This window comes from Micromonospora sp. CB01531, from assembly GCF_001905095.1.
Lineage (GTDB): Bacteria > Actinomycetota > Actinomycetes > Mycobacteriales > Micromonosporaceae > Micromonospora.
This window is the reverse complement of record NZ_LWLS01000024.1, coordinates 137,044-153,127: the sequence shown is the minus strand read 5'-3', so window position 1 is coordinate 153,127 and position 16,084 is coordinate 137,044. Positions and strand designations below refer to the sequence as shown.

Here is a 16,084-nt window from a genome sequence, read left to right as displayed (position 1 = left end):
AGGCGGAGGAACATGACTGACTACAGACACGAGCTGGCCTTCGGCGGCTTCCTCACCCCCACCGCCGGCCAGTTCGAGCAGGTGGTGGCGCTCGCCAAGCTCTGCGAGCAGGTCAACCTGGACCTGGTCACCTTCCAGGACCACCCGTACCAGCCGGGTTTCCTGGACACCTGGACGCTGATGTCGTATCTCGCGGCCGCGACCAGTCGGATCCGGCTGGCCGGCAACGTGCTCAACCTGCCGCTGCGCCAACCGGTGGTGCTGGCACGCAGTGTGGCCAGCCTGGACCTGCTCACCGGCGGCCGGGTCGAGCTGGGCCTCGGCGCGGGCGCGTTCTGGGAGGCGATCGAGGCGGTCGGCGGTCGGCGGCTGTCCCCCGGGCAGGCGGTCGACGCGCTCGACGAGGCGATCCGGGTGATCCGCGAGGTGTGGGACGTCGAGCGGCGCGGCATGGTCCGGGTCGAGGGCACGTACCACCGGGTGGTCGGGGCGAAGCGGGGGCCGGCGCCGGCCCACCCGGTGGAGATCTGGGTCGGCGCGTACAAGCCCCGGATGCTGCGGCTGGTGGGGCGCGCGGCGGACGGCTGGCTGCCGTCGCTGGCGTACCTGTCGAAGGGGCCGGACGAGCTGCCGGGGATGAACGCGCTGATCGACGAGGAGGCCGAGGCCGCCGGGCGGGATCCCCGGTCGGTGCGGCGGCTGTTGAACGTCAGCGGCCAGTTCACCCGGTCGTCCGCCGGCTTCCTCAGCGGGCCGCCGGAGCAGTGGGTGGAGGAGCTGGCCGGGCTGGTGCTGGACCACGGCATCGCCACCTTCATCCTCGGCGCCGACGACCCCACCGCCATCCAACTCTTCGCGCGGGAGGTCGCGCCCGCGGTGCGGGAGCTGGTCGCCGCCGAGCGTGCCGAGCCGGGCACCCGGCCCAGGGCCGGCGAGGAAGCGCGCGAGGCGGTCGAGGCCGGGGGCGCCACCGCGCTCACGGTCGCCCCCACCCCCGATCCGGGCGTACGCCTGACCGACCACCAGCTCTGGGACGAGTCCACCCGCCCGGTCGCCCCGCCGGCGCCGGCCGGGCACGTCTACACCCCGCACGCGCAGGCCGTCGGCGCGCACCTCGTCGACGTGCACGACCACCTGCGTCAGGAGCTGGCGCAGGTGCGCGACCTGCTCGAACAGGTCAAACGAGGGGTGGTCTCCGCCGGCGCCGCCCGGGCCGTGCTCAACCAGATGACCATGCGGCAGAACAACTGGACGCTGGGGGCGTACTGCGCCGCGTACTGCACGGTGGTCACCCAGCACCACGGGCTGGAGGACAATTCGATCTTCCCGCACCTGCGGCGTGCCGATCCGGGGCTGACCCCGGTGCTCGACCGGTTGGAAGCGGAGCACGTGGTGATCCACGACGTGGTGGAGGGCGTGGACCGGGCCCTGGTCGACCTGATCCGCAATCCGGGCGACTTCACCGAGGTCCAGAAGGCCGTGGACATCCTCACCGACACCCTGCTGTCGCACCTGTCATACGAGGAGCAGAACATCGTCGAGCCGCTCGCCCGGCACGGCTTCTACGCCGGCCAGGTCTGACCGTCGGCGGCCGCTCCGCCAGCCACCGAACGCCCCCATTTCACCGACTAATCTTCGCATTCGCGCAGGTCAAGTGGGTCGAGCTACGGTGGGCCGCAGAGGTGATGGCAATGGCTGTGATCTATGCCGACCTGTCTTACCACGACTGGGACCGCGTCAAGGGCGAGTTCGACTGGGCGGCGGTTCGCCGGGCCACCTCACCCGTCCTGTGCCTGCGCGCCAGCTACGGCGACCCGCAGGGCTTCCACCCGCCCAGCCCGCACGTCGCCGAGATGGCGCGTGGTGCGGCCGGCGCCGGCTTCGACGTGATCGGTGGCTACCACAACCTGATCAGAGGCGATCAGGCCAGCACCAACCGGCAGGTCGACTATCTGCGGAGCACCCTCGACGGGATCGGGGCGGTGTGGGCGATGCTCGACGTCGAGCGTTACCCGGAGCTGGTCGCCAACGGACTGTGGCCGCGCTTCGACGACGTACGCCGGTTCGTGGACCGCTGGCACGCCGTCGATCAGCGCGTGCTGGCGATCTACCTGCCGAGGTGGAACTGGGACGGGAATCTCGGCCGGCCCGACCTCCGGCCGCTCAACGCACCACTGGTCGCCAGCGACTACGGCAGCAACCCCACCGGCGCGCCCGCTGCCGTCTACGCGCAAGGCGGTGGGGACGGCGGCCCGGGCTGGGCCGCGTACGGCGGGGTGACCCCGTCGATCTGGCAGTACGGGTCGACCGTCGCCTGCCCCGGCGCGTCCGGACAGACCGACTGCAACGCATACCGTGGCACGCTCGCCCAGCTGCGGGCCCTGTTGACGAAGGACGACACCATGACCCCCGCCGAATTCTCCGCGATCCTGTCCGACCCGGCCGTCGCCGCGAAGATGCGCGCACTGCCCTGGCAGTACATCGGTGGCGGCATCCCCGCCGGCATGTCGACGCTCAACGTGCTCAACGACCTCTACCAGACCACCCATGCCGCACCGACCGCCGCCGCGATCGCGGCGGCGACCGTTCAGGCACTCGGCGGGCAGTCCCCGGCCGACGCCGCCGCCGCGATCGTGGCCGCGATCGGCAAGGACCGCGCGGCAGCCCTCGCCGCGGCCCTCACCGCGGCCACCCAGACGCCGACACCGTAAGGGCGCCGACGACCCGGGCGCCCTGGGGCACAATGGCGTCATGCGGCAGGGGTTCGCCCATCAGGCCGTCCTCGACATGGCGCCGGACGACGACTCGCGCGCGCCCGGGGCGGCGATCACCACCGTTCTGTGCGGTCGCTGGGACCACGAGCCGCCCTGCCCAGTCGCGCCGCATCACACGAGCGAGGAGCGGTCCGGCGACGAGGTACGCCTGCGCATCCTCTTCGCCACCGAACCGCATCTCGAGGAGCGGGTGCGGCAGGACATCGACCGCGCGCTGGCGCGCGGCGAACTGGTCGGCCCGGACGGGAGGACGTCCCGCTGGCGGCTGCTCGGGAGCCGACCGGTTGAGCCGTCGGCGCAGGAGTCGGAGCACCTGGCTCGGCTCACCCGGGCGTAACCGCCGTCGGCCGCGGCGTGGCTGCCGCGGCCGACGGAGGCGGCGGTCCTAAAGGGTGCGGGCCAGCCGGTCGGCGAGGATCCGGGTGAACCGGGCCGGGTCGGCCAGCTCTCCGCCCTCGGCGAGCAGCGCCATCCCGTAGAGCAGCTCGGCGGTGTCGGTCAGGGCGCTCTGGTCGCCGCCCTGCTCGTGGGCCTTGCGCAGCCCGGTGACCAGCGGGTGGGTCGGGTTGAGTTCCAGGATCCGCTTGACCCGGGGCACCTCCTGCCCCATCGCCCGGTACATCTTCTCCAGCGTCGGCGTCATGTCGTGGGCGTCGCCGACGACGCAGGCGGGCGAGGTGGTCAGCCGCGAGGAGAGCCGGACCTCCTTGACGCTGTCGGCCAGCGCGCCGCTCATCCAGGTGAGCAGGTCGGCGTACTCCTGCCGCTCGGCCTCGGCCTTCTCCTTCTCCTCGTCGGTCTCCAGGTCGACCTGGCCCTTGGCGACCGAGCGCAGGGTCTTCCCGTCGTACTGGCCGACCCGCTCGACCCACACCTCGTCCACCGGGTCGGTGAGGATCAGCACCTCGAAGCCCTTGGCGCGGAACGCCTCCAGGTGCGGCGAGTTCTCGATGGTGACCCGAGACTCGCCGGTGGCATAGTAGATCTCGGTCTGGCCGTCCTTCATCCGCTCGACGTAGTCGCGCAGCGTGGTCAGTTCGGCCGGATCGTTGGTGCTGGCGGCCCGGACCAGGTCGAGGAGCGCCTCGGTGTTGTCCGGGTCCTCGAGCAGCCCCTCCTTGACCACCGCGCCGAACTCGGTCCAGAAGGTGCGGTAGGACTCGGCGGAAAGGTCCTTGAGGGTGGCGAGGACCTTCTTGACCAGGCGGCGGCGGACGGCCCGGATCTGCCGGTCCTGCTGGAGAATCTCCCGGGAGATGTTGAGCGACAGGTCGTGCGCGTCCACCACGCCCTTGACGAAGCGCAGGTAGTTGGGCATCAGCGCGTCGCAGTCGTCCATGATGAAGACACGCTTGACGTAGAGCTGCACGCCGCGGCGGCCCTGCGGGGAGAACAGGTCGAGCGGGGCGTGCGAGGGCAGGAAGAGCAGCGCCTCGTACTCGAAGGTGCCCTCGCCGCGCATGTGGATGGTTTCGAGGGGGTCGGCCCAGTCGTGGGCGACGTGCCGGTAGAACTCCTTGTACTCGGCCTCGTCCACCTCGTCCCGGGAGCGGGCCCAGAGCGCCTTCATCGAGTTGAGGGTCTGCTCCTCGCGGGTGGTCGCGCCGTCCTCACCCGACCGCTCGACGGTCATCCGGATCGGCCAGGCGATGAAGTCCGAGTATCGCTTGACGATCTCCCGGATGGTCCACTCGGCGGTGTAGTCGTGCAGGTTGTCCTCGGCGTCGGCGGGCTTGAGGTGCAGCGTGACCGAGGTGCCCTGCGGCGCGTCGTCGACCGACTCGACCGAGTAGCTGCCCTCGCCAGTCGACTCCCAGCGGGTGCCCCCGCTCTGCCCGGCCCGCCGGGTCAGCAGGGTGACCTTGTCGGCCACCATGAAGGTGGCGTAGAAGCCGACCCCGAACTGGCCGATCAGCTCCTGGGAGGCGGCGGCGTCCTGGGACTCGCGCAGCTTGCGCAGCAGCTCGGCGGTGCCGGACTTGGCGATGGTGCCGATCAGCCCGATCACCTCGTCGCGGGACATGCCGACGCCGTTGTCCCGCACGGTCAGCGTGCGAGCTTCCCGGTCGACCTCGAGCTCGATGTGCAGGTCGGCGGTGTCGACCGCCAGGTCCTTGTCGACCAGCGACTCCAGCCGCAGCTTGTCCAGCGCGTCAGAGGCGTTCGAGATAAGTTCGCGCAGGAAGACGTCCTTGTTCGAGTAGATCGAGTGCACCATCAGCTGGAGCAGCTGACGGGCCTCGGCCTGGAACTCCAACGTCTCGACCCGGTCGCTCACACCGACTCCCTTCCATGTCGCGGGCCTTCCGGCGGACAGGATACGAGGTGTGACGGCCGCGGCACCGTCGGGTCGCCTCGACGCACCGACCGTCACCCGCGGCGGCCCGTCCCCGCCGCCCGGCGGTACGCGGCCCGCACCGCGGCCACCGCGTGGCTGGCCCCGAGCTCCCGGCGCAGCCCCAGCAGGTAGCCGGTCGGGTGGGCCTCCCGGAGCTGCTCCCGCCCGCCCATCATGGTGGCCGTCGCACTGACGACCGTGGCCGCGACCGCCCCCGATCCGGTCACCACGGGCGGCAGGTCCAACGCGCTGCCGAGTGCGGCGAGGGCCGCCGGCGGGACCAGCGCCTGCGTGGTGAGCAGCGCGCGGACCGGTTCCAGGCCGAGCTTCGACAGCTGCCGGGCGGTGGCGTCGATCCGGCCGCCGATCTCCCGTTCGACCATCACCTCGAGGTGGGCGGCCCGGACGGCCGGGTCCGGCACCGCGCTCAGCTCGGCGAGGGCGGGTGCCAGCGAGTCGAGGTAGGCGCGGTAGGCGAGCAGCTGCGGCTGAAGTTTCCGGCGGGCCTTGATGATTCGCCGGATCGGCACGTCTCGCAGGTCTTTCGGCACGGCGACCGCCAGCGCGAGGACGGCGAAGGCCTGGGCGGGCTCGGGGCGGGCGAACGCGGCCGGTTCCACATCGTCCAGCAGGACGGCGGCCATCGAGTCGGTGGTCCACCCGCCGCTCGTCGCCAGGGTCACCGGCAGGTCGGTCACCATCGCCATCCGGTTCTCCGAGGCCACGGCGTCGGCGAGCACCGCGAGATAGAGCGTCGCGAGGTCACGGTGCAGGCACAGGTGGCGCAGCGACTCGCGCCGGCCGTCCGCGCGCACGTCCTCGAGCCGGACCAGTAGGCCGCTGTCGGCCAACCGGTCCGCCAGGGACCACAGCATCTTGCCGGGCATCACCGGCGCCAGGCGGGGATCGCGCGGCGCCAGGCGCCCGGTGTCGGCTCGGTCCCGGACGATCGGATCGATCCCGAGGCGTCGGACGCCATATCGGGGAAGCAGTTCCTCCTCGTGCAGATCGAGGAACCGGAAGAAGAGTTGTTCGGCCCGCTCGAGCGGTCCGCCGTAGTCGCGCTGCCGAAGACGTACGTCGACGATGCAGTCAAGCTCGTCCCGGAGCTGTCGCACCAGGTCAGAGTCGGACCAGTTCCAAATGGTGTCGGGGAGCATCCGGGCGATCTTCGGCCAGTAGAGGACCGCGCCCTTCAGCCACGCCTCGTCGCGGAAGTCAACGTACGGGTGGTAGAGGGCGATGTCGCTCACCGCTCCATTGTCGAACAACGATGCCCGTATGGCGAAGACCATCTGGTCCAACCAGTTGACGGGTTGAGGTGTCGGGGACCACACTGCCGCCATGGCCTTCGCCCCCGTACCCCGCGCCTCGGTCTCCGACCACGTCTTCGGCCAGCTCCGCGACGCCATCGTCAGCGGCCGTTACCAGCCCGGGGAGACCCTGCCGGGCGAGCGCGAGCTGGCCGCCGCGTTCGAGGTCAACCGACACGCCGTCCGGGAGGCGCTGCGCCGGCTCCAGCAGCTCGGCCTGCTCCGGGTCAGCCAGGGCGGCGCGACCCGGGTGCTCGACTGGCGGGTGCACGCCGGGCTGGACCTGGCGCTCTCGCTGGCCCGGTCGGGCGACGTACTCCCGGTCGAGACGCTGGTCCGCGACATGCTGGAGATGCGGGCCTGCGTCGGGATCGACGCGGCCCGGCTCTGCGCCGAGCGCGGCGATCCGGCGGTCACCGCCGCGGTGGTCCGGGCCGCCGAGGAGTACGCGGCACTCGCCCCCGACCTGCCCCGGATGCACGACGCCGACATCGCTATGTGGCGGCTGATCGTCACCGGCTCCGGCAACACCGCCTACCTGCTGGCCTTCAACAGCCTGGTGGCGGGCGCGCTTGCCGTGGACGACGTGCCGCTGGACGGCCGGGCCGCCGAACTGCTCGACGTCGCCGGCCACCGCCGGCTCGCCGCTGCCATCGCGGCCTGCCAGGGCGCGGCCGCCGCGCGGCATGCCCGGGCCCTGCTGACCGCCCCGGTCACCACCCCCACCACCCCGTCCGGAAGGGAAGCCCGAGCATGATCCCCGCCGTGCTCTACGCCGTCCCGGCGTTCCTGCTGCTGATCATCATCGAAGCGGTCTCCTACCGGTTCCTGCCCGACGACGACGAACGCGGCTACGAGCTGCGCGACACAACCACCAGCCTGTCGATGGGTCTGGGCAGCGTGCTGATCGGCGTGCCGTGGAAGCTGGTCACCGCCGGCGTCTACGCGGCGCTGTGGCTGGTCTCGCCGATCCACCTCTCCCCCGCCAGCTGGTGGACCTGGGTGCTGCTGTTCTTCGCCGACGACCTGGCCTACTACTCGTTTCATCGGCTGCACCACGAGGTACGCGTGTTCTGGGCCAGCCACGTGGTCCACCACTCCAGCGTCCACTTCAACCTCTCCACCGCGCTGCGGCAGAGCTGGACGCCGATGACGTCGCTGCCGTTCTGGCTGCCCCTGGCGCTGCTCGGCATCCCGCCGTGGATGATCTTCCTGCAGCAGTCGATCAGTCTGCTCTACCAGTTCTTCCTGCACACCGAGCGGATCAACGTGCTGCCCCGGCCGATCGAGCTGGTCTTCAACACCCCGTCACACCACCGGGTCCACCACGGTGCCAACGCCGAGTACCTGGACCGCAACTACGCCGGCATCCTGATCGTCTGGGACCGACTCTTCGGCACCTTCGAGCCGGAACAGGCCGCCGTCCGGTACGGGCTCACCAAGAACATCAACACGTACAACCCGCTGCGGGTGGCCACGCACGAGTTCGCCGCGATCTGGGCCGACGCCCGGGCCGCCCGTACCTGGCGGGACCGTCTCGGCTACGTCTTCGGCCGGCCCGGCTGGCAGCCGGCCCGGTGAGGCGCCCCTGCTTGCCCCTGTTCGGGGCCGTCGCCGCGGTCGAGCTGGTCGGCGTCGCGCTCGACTCCACCGCGACCCAGTGGCTGGCCAAACCGCTGCTGGCCCCGCTGCTGCTGGCGTACCTCTGGTCTGTCCGGCGGCGGATCGACGGCGTCGCCGTTGGCCTGGTCTTTGCCACCGCCGGGGACGTGGCCCTGCTGCTGGAGGGACAGCCCGCGTTCCTGGCGGGCATGGGCTGCTTCCTGGTCACCCAGCTCGCGTTCCTCACCTCGTTCGTCCGGCACCGCCGGCCGCCGGCCCCGGCGGTCCTGGGGTACGTGGCGGTCTGGGCGGTCGCCAACGCCCTGCTCTGGGGTGCGCTGGGGCCGTTACGGCTGCCGGTGCTCGGTTACAGCTTGGCGCTGTCCCTGATGGCCGCCGCCGCGACCGGGGTGTCCCGGCGGGTGGCGGTCGGCGGGGCGCTCTTCCTCGGCTCGGACCTGCTGATCGGGCTGGAGGCGGCCGGCGTCCACCTGGCCGGGCACGGTCTCCTGGTGATGGCGTCCTACATCGCCGCGCTGCTGCTCATCACCACCGCCTGGGCGGCGGCTCTGACCACCGGCGACCGCCACCCGTCACCGGTCGCGCCAGCCCTGACTTGATCCACTCCAGGTCGTGGAGGTGACGGTATCCGCGCCGACCCGATACCGCCAGCTTCCGGACCTGGCGTCGGTCTCGGATGAAACAGCAGCCACCGCCGGGAGGGTCAGTCCCACCAGAACGACCAGTGGTCGGCTGGTGCCTGCTGGCGGGCGACGTCGTACACGTCTCCGAGAATCTGCTCCAGGTCGTCGCAGTAGGACAACTGCTCGACGGCGCAGGTCGCGACGGTGAGCGGGTCGCGCGGCGGGCGGGTGACGGCCAGCTCCAGGTTGTCGAAGCCGGGGTGGTATAGCTCGGCGCCCCACGCCTTCTCCCAGTGCCGGAGCACATACACGTGGTCGGCGTAATGCAGGTCGGGGTGCGAGGGGCCCCCGTTCCAGTTGTTCATGATCGCCATGAGTCCCGGCACCAGGGCGAGCACCTCGTGGCCGGCCGCCGCCGGCACCAGCAGCACCTCCGTGGGCGGGTACGAACCCGTCTGTCGCCGAATCCCGGGCGGGGTGTCCGTCAGCGGAGCGATCGCTTCGGCGACCCGCACCGGGTCGAACTCGGCCCGGGTTTCCTCCTGCCATGCCACCATCTGCGAGTCAGTGGAATCCTCGTCGCCAAGCCGCCACTCCCGCTTGGACCGGATGAGCAGCGCCATCCGCTCCGCCGGGTCGACCTCGCAGAGGGCGTCCAGCCAGGCGGGCCCCTGGTGCCGCCGGCACCAGCTGTACGTCCCTTCGGCCGCGGTGCTGGCCGTCCAGCCCAGCACCGGCCAGAGACCCGTCCGGGGATGCTCGGCCCGCAACGCCCGCCAGACCCGGTCGTGTTCGCCCTCCGGAAAGGTCCCGCTGACCAGCGGCACACCGGCCGCCGTCTCGGCGAACTCGATCCCGTCCAACGAGCGGAGTAGCGTCTTCACACGCAGGAGAGTACGGAGCTTGCCACCCTGGGCCGAGCGAGTATCACTGCTCCAACCTCAGTACACGATCGCGCAGGGGCGTCATCGGCTCGCCGGCCTATTCGGTGCGTTCGACGCCCGTGAGGTCGGCGAGGTACGCGTCGAGCTGCGTGACCATCTCCTCGGCGGTGAGGTGACCGGCGAGGGCGTGCACGGTTAGCCCGTCGACGACCGCGTGCATGCGGCGGGCCAGCGTCTCGGCGTCCTGCCCGGTCTGCGCCAGCGCGTCGCGCTCGGCGAGGTCCTGGACGAGCCGCAGGCACAGCTCGTACATGCCGGTGAAATGGCGGCGTTGCACCCGGGCGAGCTCGGGGTCGCCGAGGCCGAGGGCGAGAAAGGCGAAGGCGATCGAGCTCTCGGTGCGGCGCGTCTCGTCGACCGGCATGGTCTCCAACAGGATGGCGCGGACCGTCTTGACCGGGTCGCCGGTGTGCCGCAGTCCCTGGATCCGCTCGGTCACCTGATCGATGACCTGCTCGCAGGCGAAGGCGAGCAGGTCGGCGCGGGTGGAGAAGTAGTGACGCAGCGCGCCGGAGGACCACCCCGAGGCGGCAGCGACCGATCGGATGGAGATTCCCTCCACACCGTCGCGGGCGATGACCTGCCAGACGGCGGCGGCCAGCTCGCGGCGGCGCTGGTCGTGGTTGACGATCTTCGGCACTTGCTGATTCTCGCACGACCGTGTAAAAAACGAAATGACACGACCGTGCGATAAAACGGGGGTTCCATGCTGGCGTTGATCATCGCCTGCGAGATCGCGTTCTGGATCCTGCTCCTGCTCGGCCTCGCGGCTCGCTATCTGCTGCGCGCCCGGCAGCTCAGCACCGTTCTGCTGATCTGCGTACCCCTCGTTGACGTGCTGCTGCTGGCCGCCTCCGTCCTCGACCTGCGCGGCGGCGCGGAAGCCGACACCGCACACGGCCTCGCCGCGATCTACCTCGGAGTCTCGGTCGCCTTCGGCGGCCAGATGCTCCGCTGGGCCGACGAGCGGTTCGCGCACCGGTTCGCCGGCGGACCCAACCCGAAGCGGCCGCGGAAGACCGGACTCGAGCACGCCGCCCATGAGCGGCGGCAGTGGCTGCGCCATCTCCTGGCGTACGCGATCGCCGCAGCCATCATGGGGCTCTTCACCCTGCTCGTCGGGGACGGCACGCGGGTAGCGGCGATGTGGGGGCCGATGGGCGGGTGGGGCATCGTACTGATCATCGATTTCCTGATCTCCTTCAGCTACACGCTTGCGCCCCGCAAGGCGAAATCCTGACCTTGATCGGGCTGGCTGGCCGCGACCGAGAGCGACGCGGCAAGGCGCCGTGACCGGCGGACCGGGAAATGACTCCACCGCGCACGCCCTCCTGGATGCCGCGCTGCGCGTCGGCGCGGCCCCGAGCAGGCGACGCGAATAACGAACGGTCAGCCTGTGGCCCGGCGGAGGTGGACCAGCACAGCCAGGACGCGTCGGTGGTCCTCGTCGGACGCGGCCAGGTCGAGCTTGGCCATGATTGAGCTGACGTGCGCCTCCACCGTCCGCTCGGTGAGCCACAGCCGGCGGGCGATCCCGACGTTCGTACGCCCCTCAGCCATCAACGCGAGGACCTCCCGCTCCCTGGCGGTCAGGGTGCTGAGCGGATCGTCGGGCGGGCGGCGACCGATGAGCCGGGTGACCACCTCCGGATCGAGCGCCGACCCGCCCGCGGCCACCCGCCGCAGGGCGTCGAGGAAGTCGTCGACGTCGAGCACCCGGTCCTTGAGCAGGTAGCCGAATCGCCCGCCGGTGACCAGGTCCACCGAGTGCCGGGTCTCCACGTGCTGGGAGAGCAGCACGATGCCGAGCTGCGGGTGGCGGGTGCGGATCTGGCGTGCCGCGCGCGCGCCGTCGTCGGTGTGGTCGGGCGGCATTCGTACGTCGATGACGGCCAGGTCCGGCGCGGCTTCCTCGACGGCGACGAGCAGGCTCGGCGCGTCGACCGCCTTGCCGACCACCTCGTGGCCGGCGTCGGCGAGCAACCGGGCCAGCCCCTCCCGGAACAGCGCGGAGTCCTCACCGATCACGATCCGCATGGCAGCACCGCCTCGACGAGCGTCCCGTCGCCGGGTCGGCCGGCCACGGTGAGTGCGCCCCCCGCGGCGGCCACCCGGTCGGTGATGCCCGCCAGCCCACCGCCCGGCCGCACGCACGCCCCGCCGACGCCGTCGTCCCGGATGGTCACCCTCAGCTGGTCGTCGCTTCGGGACACCCGAAGGTGCACGCTGGTGGCGGCGGAGTGCTTGACCACGTTCGCCAGCGCCTCGCTGGCCACGTAGTAGGCGGTGGTGGCCAGTTCCTCGGGCACCGGCTCGGCGCCGATGTCGAGCGTGACCGGCAGCGGCACGCCGCGGGCCAGCATCGTCAGCGCGTTGGCCAACCCTTCGTCCAGGCTGGACGGGCGCAGCCCGTGCGCGATCTGCCGCAGCTCGGCGACCGCGGTGCCCAGCTCGGCGACCGCCTGGTCGAGCAGGCCGGCGATGTCGGTCTCGGGCAGGTGCCGCTGGGCGAGCCGCAGCGCCATGCCGAGCGATACGAGGCGCTGCTGGGCACCGTCGTGCAGGTCGCGTTCCAGCCGCACCCGCTCGGCGTACCCGGCGCGCAGCAGCCGTGCCCTGCTGGCCTCCACGTCGCCCAGCGCCCGGCGCAGCTGCAACCGCAGCCGGACCACCTCGACCAGCAGCGCGCAGGCGTCGGCCAGCTCGCGCATCAGCTCGCGGGTGGTCTCGCCGCGCACGAGCACGCCGATCTGTTGTCCGCCCAGCCGGATCGGGGTCGGCTCGCCGGCCGCCTCGAACCGCGCCCCGGTCGCGCTGACCACCTCGTCCGTGCCGGGCATCCGGTACCCGATGCGCAGCTTCGGATCACGCAGCGCCTGCCGCAGGGTTTCCTCGAGTCGCTCCGGTGCCGCCTCGCCGGCGTGCATCCGGTCCCGGAGGTCCTCGATGGCCGCGAGTGCCGCCTGGCGGGCGGGATAGAGCCGGCGGTCCACGCGATGCTGCAACCGGACCCGCAACGGGGACAGCACCAGCGCGCAGACCGCGGTGGCACCGGCCGCCGCCGCCGGCGACGAGCGCCCCGCCACGACGCCGACGACGAAGGCGGCGACCGTGTAGAACGCCAGCAGCGCGGCGGTGACCAGGCCGTAGGTGACGGTGGCGCTCAGCGCCTTGTCCACGTCGTACAGGTCGTGGCGGAGGATGCCGACCGCGGTGGCCGCCGGGATCGCGATCAACGTGGCGGCGAGCCCGGCCACGGCGAGGTCCGGCCCGTCGAGCAGCAGATAGCTCAGCCAGCACAGCAGCAGCGTCGCAGGCAGGAACAACGCGCCGAGCGCGAACCACTTCAGCTGCGCGCGGCGGATCGGGTCGGCGGCCCGCCGGTACCGCACCACCATCGCCGTGGCGGACGCGACGAGCAGGGCGAGCAGCCCGGGCAGCAGCACGAGCGCGATCGGTTCCAGCACCCGCGCCAGCGCCGGCGGCGGGGTGCCGAACGCATGGTCCACACCCGCGAACGGCTCCGGGAACGGGGCGGGGTCGAGACCGGTGAGCACGATGAACGCTGCCGGCACCACCAGGAGGCCGACCGCCGTCACCTGCCAGCGCCGCCCGGGCAGCAGCCGCCCGTCCGGGAAGAGCAGCATGAGCAGCGCCGCCGGCACGTAGTTGAGCATCCAGGCGCCCTGGCTCACGGTGGCCAGCAGCGACGACACCGGCAGCGCTCCCGGCCGGTGCGCGACGACGTACGCGTAGACGTCGGTCCAGGCGACCCAGATCGCGAGCAGTCCGAAGAACGTGAGCAGCGCACCGATCACGTTGGTCGGGCGCTTCGTCGCGATCAGCACGCCCAGGCCTACCGAGGCGGTGGCGAGGAGGCAGGCGGTCGCGAAGTAGGCGACCTGACCGGGATCGGCGGCAATCGACAGCAGCCAGCCACCCGCGCCGACGAGCGCGGCGGCGAACGCCGCCAAGCCGTACGAAACCAGCCGCGGCAGGGTCATGGCCCCCACGGTAAGCCCTCCGGCAACCAGTGCGGATGCGTGCCAGCACGGAGATCGCTTCCGTACCTCCCCGCACCCCGATTCCCGAGTCCGCCCCGATGCCCGGCGGCGGGGCCCGGGCCAAGACTGCTGGCCAGGACATCCGCTCAAGGAGGGCAATCGTGAGACACACCCGTACCTTCACCGTCGGTCTCGTACTCGCCGGACTGCTCGGCCTCGGCGACCTGGCCACCGGGTTCTTCGGCGTGGGCGGGGAGGGCCAACCGCCGCTCGCCGCGGCGGTGGTCATCACGCTGCTCGGCGCGATCACCCTCGCCGGCGCCTGGTTCGCCTGGCGCGGACGGCGCGGCGGCCTCGTCACGGTGATCGTCACCCGGATCCTGTCCGGGCTCGCCGTGCTGCCGGCGTTCGGCGACGACAGCATCTCCGCCGCCAACCAGGTTCTCCTCGGCGTCGGTATCGCCGTCACGGTGGCCGCCCTGGCACTGATCTGGCCGGGCCTGCGCCGGCCGGCGGTGGCCGCGTCATGACCGCCACCCTCGACCGCGAGGTCGCGGTCGCCCCGACCGACGCGCTGCGCCGCGTCGGCACCGCCGCCGCCATGCTTCTCGCCCCGTGGGGGTTCGTGGTCGCCAACGCCGCCTACGCCTGGGCCACCCGCGACGGCGGCAGCGACGAGACCAGCGCGGACGCCCTCGCGCTCGCCGCCGCGCATCCGACGCCACTGCGGGTGAGCACCATCGCGGCCCTGCTCGGCTGCCTGCTCATCATCCCGGCCGCGCTCGGCGCCATCGGGTTCACCCGGCACCGGGCGAACCGGCTCGGCCTCATCGGCGGGTCACTCATGATCGCCGGGTACGTGGCGTACTTCGGCGCCGTGATGAGAGGCTTCGTCGACCTGGCCGTGGCCGAGCGGGGCGGCCCCACCGGCGACTACGCCGCCGTGCTGGACGCCGCCGGCGAAGCTGCGATCCCGTGGCTCCTGCTCTTCGTGGCCGGGAACATCCTCGGCACGCTGCTGCTCGGTATCGCCCTGCTGCGTGCCCGGACCGCACCGGCCTGGGCCGCCGCCGCGATCTGCTGCTGGCCGGTGCTGCACGTGACCGGCCTGATCGCCGGCACCGAGTGGTTCGAGGTCGCCGGCGCGACGCTCCAGGCCGTCGGCTTCGCCGCCCTCGCCGTACGGCTGGCACGGCGCAGGTGATCGGTCTCCCGCGCCTGGGCGGAGCCCCGGGCGCGGGAGTTTCCGGCCGGCTGCGCCGCCCGGCCCTTCGCCGGCGGGTATCCTGCTCCGGGTCGACAGCACGGGGGGTGGGGCGTGGCCAGGGAGAACGGGCGGAAGCTCATCGCCTCCAACAAGAAGGCGCGGCACGACTACACCATCCTCAAGACGTACGAGGCCGGGATCGTGCTGGCCGGCACCGAGGTGAAGTCGTTGCGCGAGGGGCGGGCGTCGCTGGTCGACGCGTTCGCCCAGGAGCGTGACGGCGAGATCATGCTGTACGGCCTGCACATCGCCGAGTACGGCTATGGCACCTGGACGAACCACCAGCCGCGGCGCACCCGCAAGCTGCTGCTGCACCGGATCGAGGTCGGCCGGATCCTGGAGAAGCTGCGCGAGGGCGGGATCACCCTGGTGCCCCTGTCGATGTACTTCTCCAACGGCTGGGCCAAGGTCGAGCTGGGCCTGGCCCGCGGAAAGAAGTCGTACGACAAGCGGCAGGCCATCGCCGAACGGGACGCCAACCGGGAGATCGCCCGGGAGTTGGGCCGCCGCCTCAAGGGCGCCCGCGCGACCCGCTGACCCTGAAGCGGTTTCCGGGGCGGGCCTGGACCTGGTGGCGAGCGGCAGCGATGATCGGGCCATGAATCCGGCCAACGTCCGTGCCAACACCCGTAGCCTGCTCGGGCTCGCGGCGGTGTCGGCGGCCATCGCGGCCGTCGTCACTTCCCACCGGCCCTCGCCCGCGGCGGAGCCGGAGCCGGTCTGGCAGCCGCCGGCCGGGTACGTCGTCACCGACACGGTGTCGCTCGCGAGCGCCCACACCCTGCGCCTCTGGACGGGGACGTCCGGGTGGTACGTCGAGAGCCTCCGGTCCGGACGGCACGAGGGGGCGGTCGGAGCCAGCAGTGGCAGCAGCGACGAGTACAGCGCCAGCGAGATCCTCGACGGGCTCGTCGGCACTGTGCCGGTCACTGGCGCGCGGGCGGTCTCGGTCGGGCCGCCCGGCGCCGCTCTGCGCGCGGACCTTCATGCCGGGGTGTTCCTGCTTCCGGCCTCCGCCGTTCCCGCGACAGACGAGTCTGTCCTCGTGACCCCGCTCGACGACGCCGGGCGCCCCCTCGCCGCGGAAACCGCCGTCCCGATCGCCGGCCGAGGCTGACCCCGGAACCCCCGCGCGCCGGCCGACCCGCGCGCACCCCCGAACAGCTTCGGGGACGTGCGGCCGCCCGCGACACTCGGG

17 protein-coding genes are annotated in these 16,084 nt (G+C 72.0%); 11 read left to right on the top strand and 6 right to left on the bottom strand.

Annotated features, from left to right (window positions below; translation table 11 throughout):
• Nucleotides 1–12: 12 nt before the first annotated feature.
• The 3 genes from A6A27_RS05940 (at nt 13) to A6A27_RS05930 (ending at nt 3,111) form a co-directional block, all read left to right on the top strand.
• Entirely contained in the window at nt 13–1,581 is a 1,569-nt protein-coding gene (locus tag A6A27_RS05940; protein WP_073833524.1) for an LLM class flavin-dependent oxidoreductase, read from the top strand.
• A 110-nt stretch (nt 1,582–1,691) separates the two neighbouring features.
• Nucleotides 1,692–2,711: a hypothetical protein gene (locus A6A27_RS05935; protein ID WP_073833523.1), complete on the top strand. Its 1,020-nt coding sequence runs from the start codon at nt 1,692–1,694 to the stop codon at nt 2,709–2,711.
• Between the two features lie 40 nt (nt 2,712–2,751).
• Nucleotides 2,752–3,111, top strand: a complete 360-nt coding sequence (locus A6A27_RS05930; RefSeq protein ID WP_073833522.1) for a hypothetical protein — start codon at nt 2,752–2,754, stop codon at nt 3,109–3,111.
• A gap of 48 nt (nt 3,112–3,159) precedes the next feature.
• Here the strand turns inward: A6A27_RS05930 and htpG are convergent, their stop codons facing one another.
• Nucleotides 3,160–5,052 (bottom strand): molecular chaperone HtpG, encoded by a 1,893-nt coding sequence (gene htpG / locus A6A27_RS05925; protein WP_073833521.1) that lies wholly within the window; start codon nt 5,050–5,052, stop codon nt 3,160–3,162.
• A gap of 92 nt (nt 5,053–5,144) precedes the next feature.
• Nucleotides 5,145–6,365 (bottom strand): DUF6236 family protein, encoded by a 1,221-nt coding sequence (locus tag A6A27_RS05920; RefSeq protein ID WP_143193902.1) that lies wholly within the window; start codon nt 6,363–6,365, stop codon nt 5,145–5,147.
• A 91-nt stretch (nt 6,366–6,456) separates the two neighbouring features.
• Between A6A27_RS05920 and A6A27_RS05915 the strand changes: the two genes are divergently transcribed.
• The 3 genes from A6A27_RS05915 to A6A27_RS05905 are packed head-to-tail and all read left to right on the top strand — an operon-like array spanning nt 6,457 to nt 8,647.
• The gene (locus A6A27_RS05915; protein ID WP_073833519.1) at nt 6,457–7,182 is read left to right on the top strand and encodes a FadR/GntR family transcriptional regulator; all 726 of its coding nucleotides are present in this window, start codon (nt 6,457–6,459) and stop codon (nt 7,180–7,182) included.
• Nucleotides 7,179–8,006: a sterol desaturase family protein gene (locus tag A6A27_RS05910; RefSeq protein ID WP_073833518.1), complete on the top strand. Its 828-nt coding sequence runs from the start codon at nt 7,179–7,181 to the stop codon at nt 8,004–8,006. Before A6A27_RS05915 ends, A6A27_RS05910 begins: the two co-directional genes overlap by 4 nt.
• 11 nt (nt 8,007–8,017) lie before the next feature.
• On the top strand, nt 8,018–8,647 hold the full coding sequence (locus A6A27_RS05905; RefSeq protein ID WP_241825093.1) for a lysoplasmalogenase: 630 nt from the start codon (nt 8,018–8,020) through the stop codon (nt 8,645–8,647).
• A gap of 104 nt (nt 8,648–8,751) precedes the next feature.
• On the opposite strand, the gene A6A27_RS05900 is transcribed toward A6A27_RS05905, so the two are convergent.
• Nucleotides 8,752–9,555, bottom strand: a complete 804-nt coding sequence (locus tag A6A27_RS05900) for a DUF4253 domain-containing protein (protein WP_073833516.1) — start codon at nt 9,553–9,555, stop codon at nt 8,752–8,754.
• Between the two features lie 97 nt (nt 9,556–9,652).
• Nucleotides 9,653–10,255 carry a TetR/AcrR family transcriptional regulator gene (locus A6A27_RS05895; RefSeq protein WP_073833515.1) on the bottom strand — a complete coding sequence of 201 codons (603 nt, stop codon included), beginning with the start codon at nt 10,253–10,255 and terminating at the stop codon, nt 9,653–9,655.
• A gap of 66 nt (nt 10,256–10,321) precedes the next feature.
• Here A6A27_RS05895 and A6A27_RS05890 point away from each other — a divergent pair, with 66 nt between their 5' ends.
• Nucleotides 10,322–10,855, top strand: a complete 534-nt coding sequence (locus A6A27_RS05890) for a 2TM domain-containing protein (RefSeq protein ID WP_073833514.1) — start codon at nt 10,322–10,324, stop codon at nt 10,853–10,855.
• 149 nt (nt 10,856–11,004) lie between these two features.
• Here the strand turns inward: A6A27_RS05890 and A6A27_RS05885 are convergent, their stop codons facing one another.
• Nucleotides 11,005–11,652, bottom strand: a complete 648-nt coding sequence (locus A6A27_RS05885; RefSeq protein ID WP_073833513.1) for a response regulator — start codon at nt 11,650–11,652, stop codon at nt 11,005–11,007.
• Nucleotides 11,640–13,619, bottom strand: coding sequence for a sensor histidine kinase (locus A6A27_RS05880; RefSeq protein WP_073833512.1), 1,980 nt, complete (start codon nt 13,617–13,619; stop codon nt 11,640–11,642). Before A6A27_RS05880 ends, A6A27_RS05885 begins: the two co-directional genes overlap by 13 nt.
• A 161-nt stretch (nt 13,620–13,780) precedes the next feature.
• On the opposite strand from A6A27_RS05880, the gene A6A27_RS05875 reads away from it, so the two are divergent.
• The 4 genes from A6A27_RS05875 (at nt 13,781) to A6A27_RS05860 (ending at nt 16,003) form a co-directional block, all read left to right on the top strand.
• Entirely contained in the window at nt 13,781–14,149 is a 369-nt protein-coding gene (locus A6A27_RS05875) for a hypothetical protein (RefSeq protein WP_073833511.1), read from the top strand.
• Entirely contained in the window at nt 14,146–14,823 is a 678-nt protein-coding gene (locus A6A27_RS05870) for a hypothetical protein (RefSeq protein WP_073833510.1), read from the top strand. The genes A6A27_RS05875 and A6A27_RS05870 overlap by 4 nt, the downstream gene beginning before the upstream one ends.
• A gap of 114 nt (nt 14,824–14,937) precedes the next feature.
• Nucleotides 14,938–15,423, top strand: a complete 486-nt coding sequence (gene smpB / locus A6A27_RS05865; protein WP_073833509.1) for an SsrA-binding protein SmpB — start codon at nt 14,938–14,940, stop codon at nt 15,421–15,423.
• Nucleotides 15,424–15,484: 61 nt separating this feature from the next.
• Complete coding sequence (locus A6A27_RS05860; protein WP_073833508.1) at nt 15,485–16,003, top strand: hypothetical protein; 519 nt, start codon at nt 15,485–15,487, stop codon at nt 16,001–16,003.
• Nucleotides 16,004–16,084: the final 81 nt, after the last annotated feature.

What these genes read in the sequence shown, in the direction of transcription:
- A6A27_RS05935 (WP_073833523.1), top strand. Translation starts at nt 1,692, where the DNA reads ATGGCTGTGATCTATGCCGACCTGTCTTACCACGACTGGGACCGCGTC.
- A6A27_RS05885 (WP_073833513.1), bottom strand. Translation starts at nt 11,652, where the DNA reads ATGCGGATCGTGATCGGTGAGGACTCCGCGCTGTTCCGGGAGGGGCTG.
- A6A27_RS05910 (WP_073833518.1), top strand. Translation starts at nt 7,179, where the DNA reads ATGATCCCCGCCGTGCTCTACGCCGTCCCGGCGTTCCTGCTGCTGATC.
- A6A27_RS05890 (WP_073833514.1), top strand. Translation starts at nt 10,322, where the DNA reads ATGCTGGCGTTGATCATCGCCTGCGAGATCGCGTTCTGGATCCTGCTC.
- A6A27_RS05870 (WP_073833510.1), top strand. Translation starts at nt 14,146, where the DNA reads ATGACCGCCACCCTCGACCGCGAGGTCGCGGTCGCCCCGACCGACGCG.
- A6A27_RS05860 (WP_073833508.1), top strand. Translation starts at nt 15,485, where the DNA reads ATGAATCCGGCCAACGTCCGTGCCAACACCCGTAGCCTGCTCGGGCTC.
- A6A27_RS05940 (WP_073833524.1), top strand. Translation starts at nt 13, where the DNA reads ATGACTGACTACAGACACGAGCTGGCCTTCGGCGGCTTCCTCACCCCC.
- A6A27_RS05930 (WP_073833522.1), top strand. Translation starts at nt 2,752, where the DNA reads ATGCGGCAGGGGTTCGCCCATCAGGCCGTCCTCGACATGGCGCCGGAC.
- A6A27_RS05880 (WP_073833512.1), bottom strand. Translation starts at nt 13,619, where the DNA reads ATGACCCTGCCGCGGCTGGTTTCGTACGGCTTGGCGGCGTTCGCCGCC.
- A6A27_RS05915 (WP_073833519.1), top strand. Translation starts at nt 6,457, where the DNA reads ATGGCCTTCGCCCCCGTACCCCGCGCCTCGGTCTCCGACCACGTCTTC.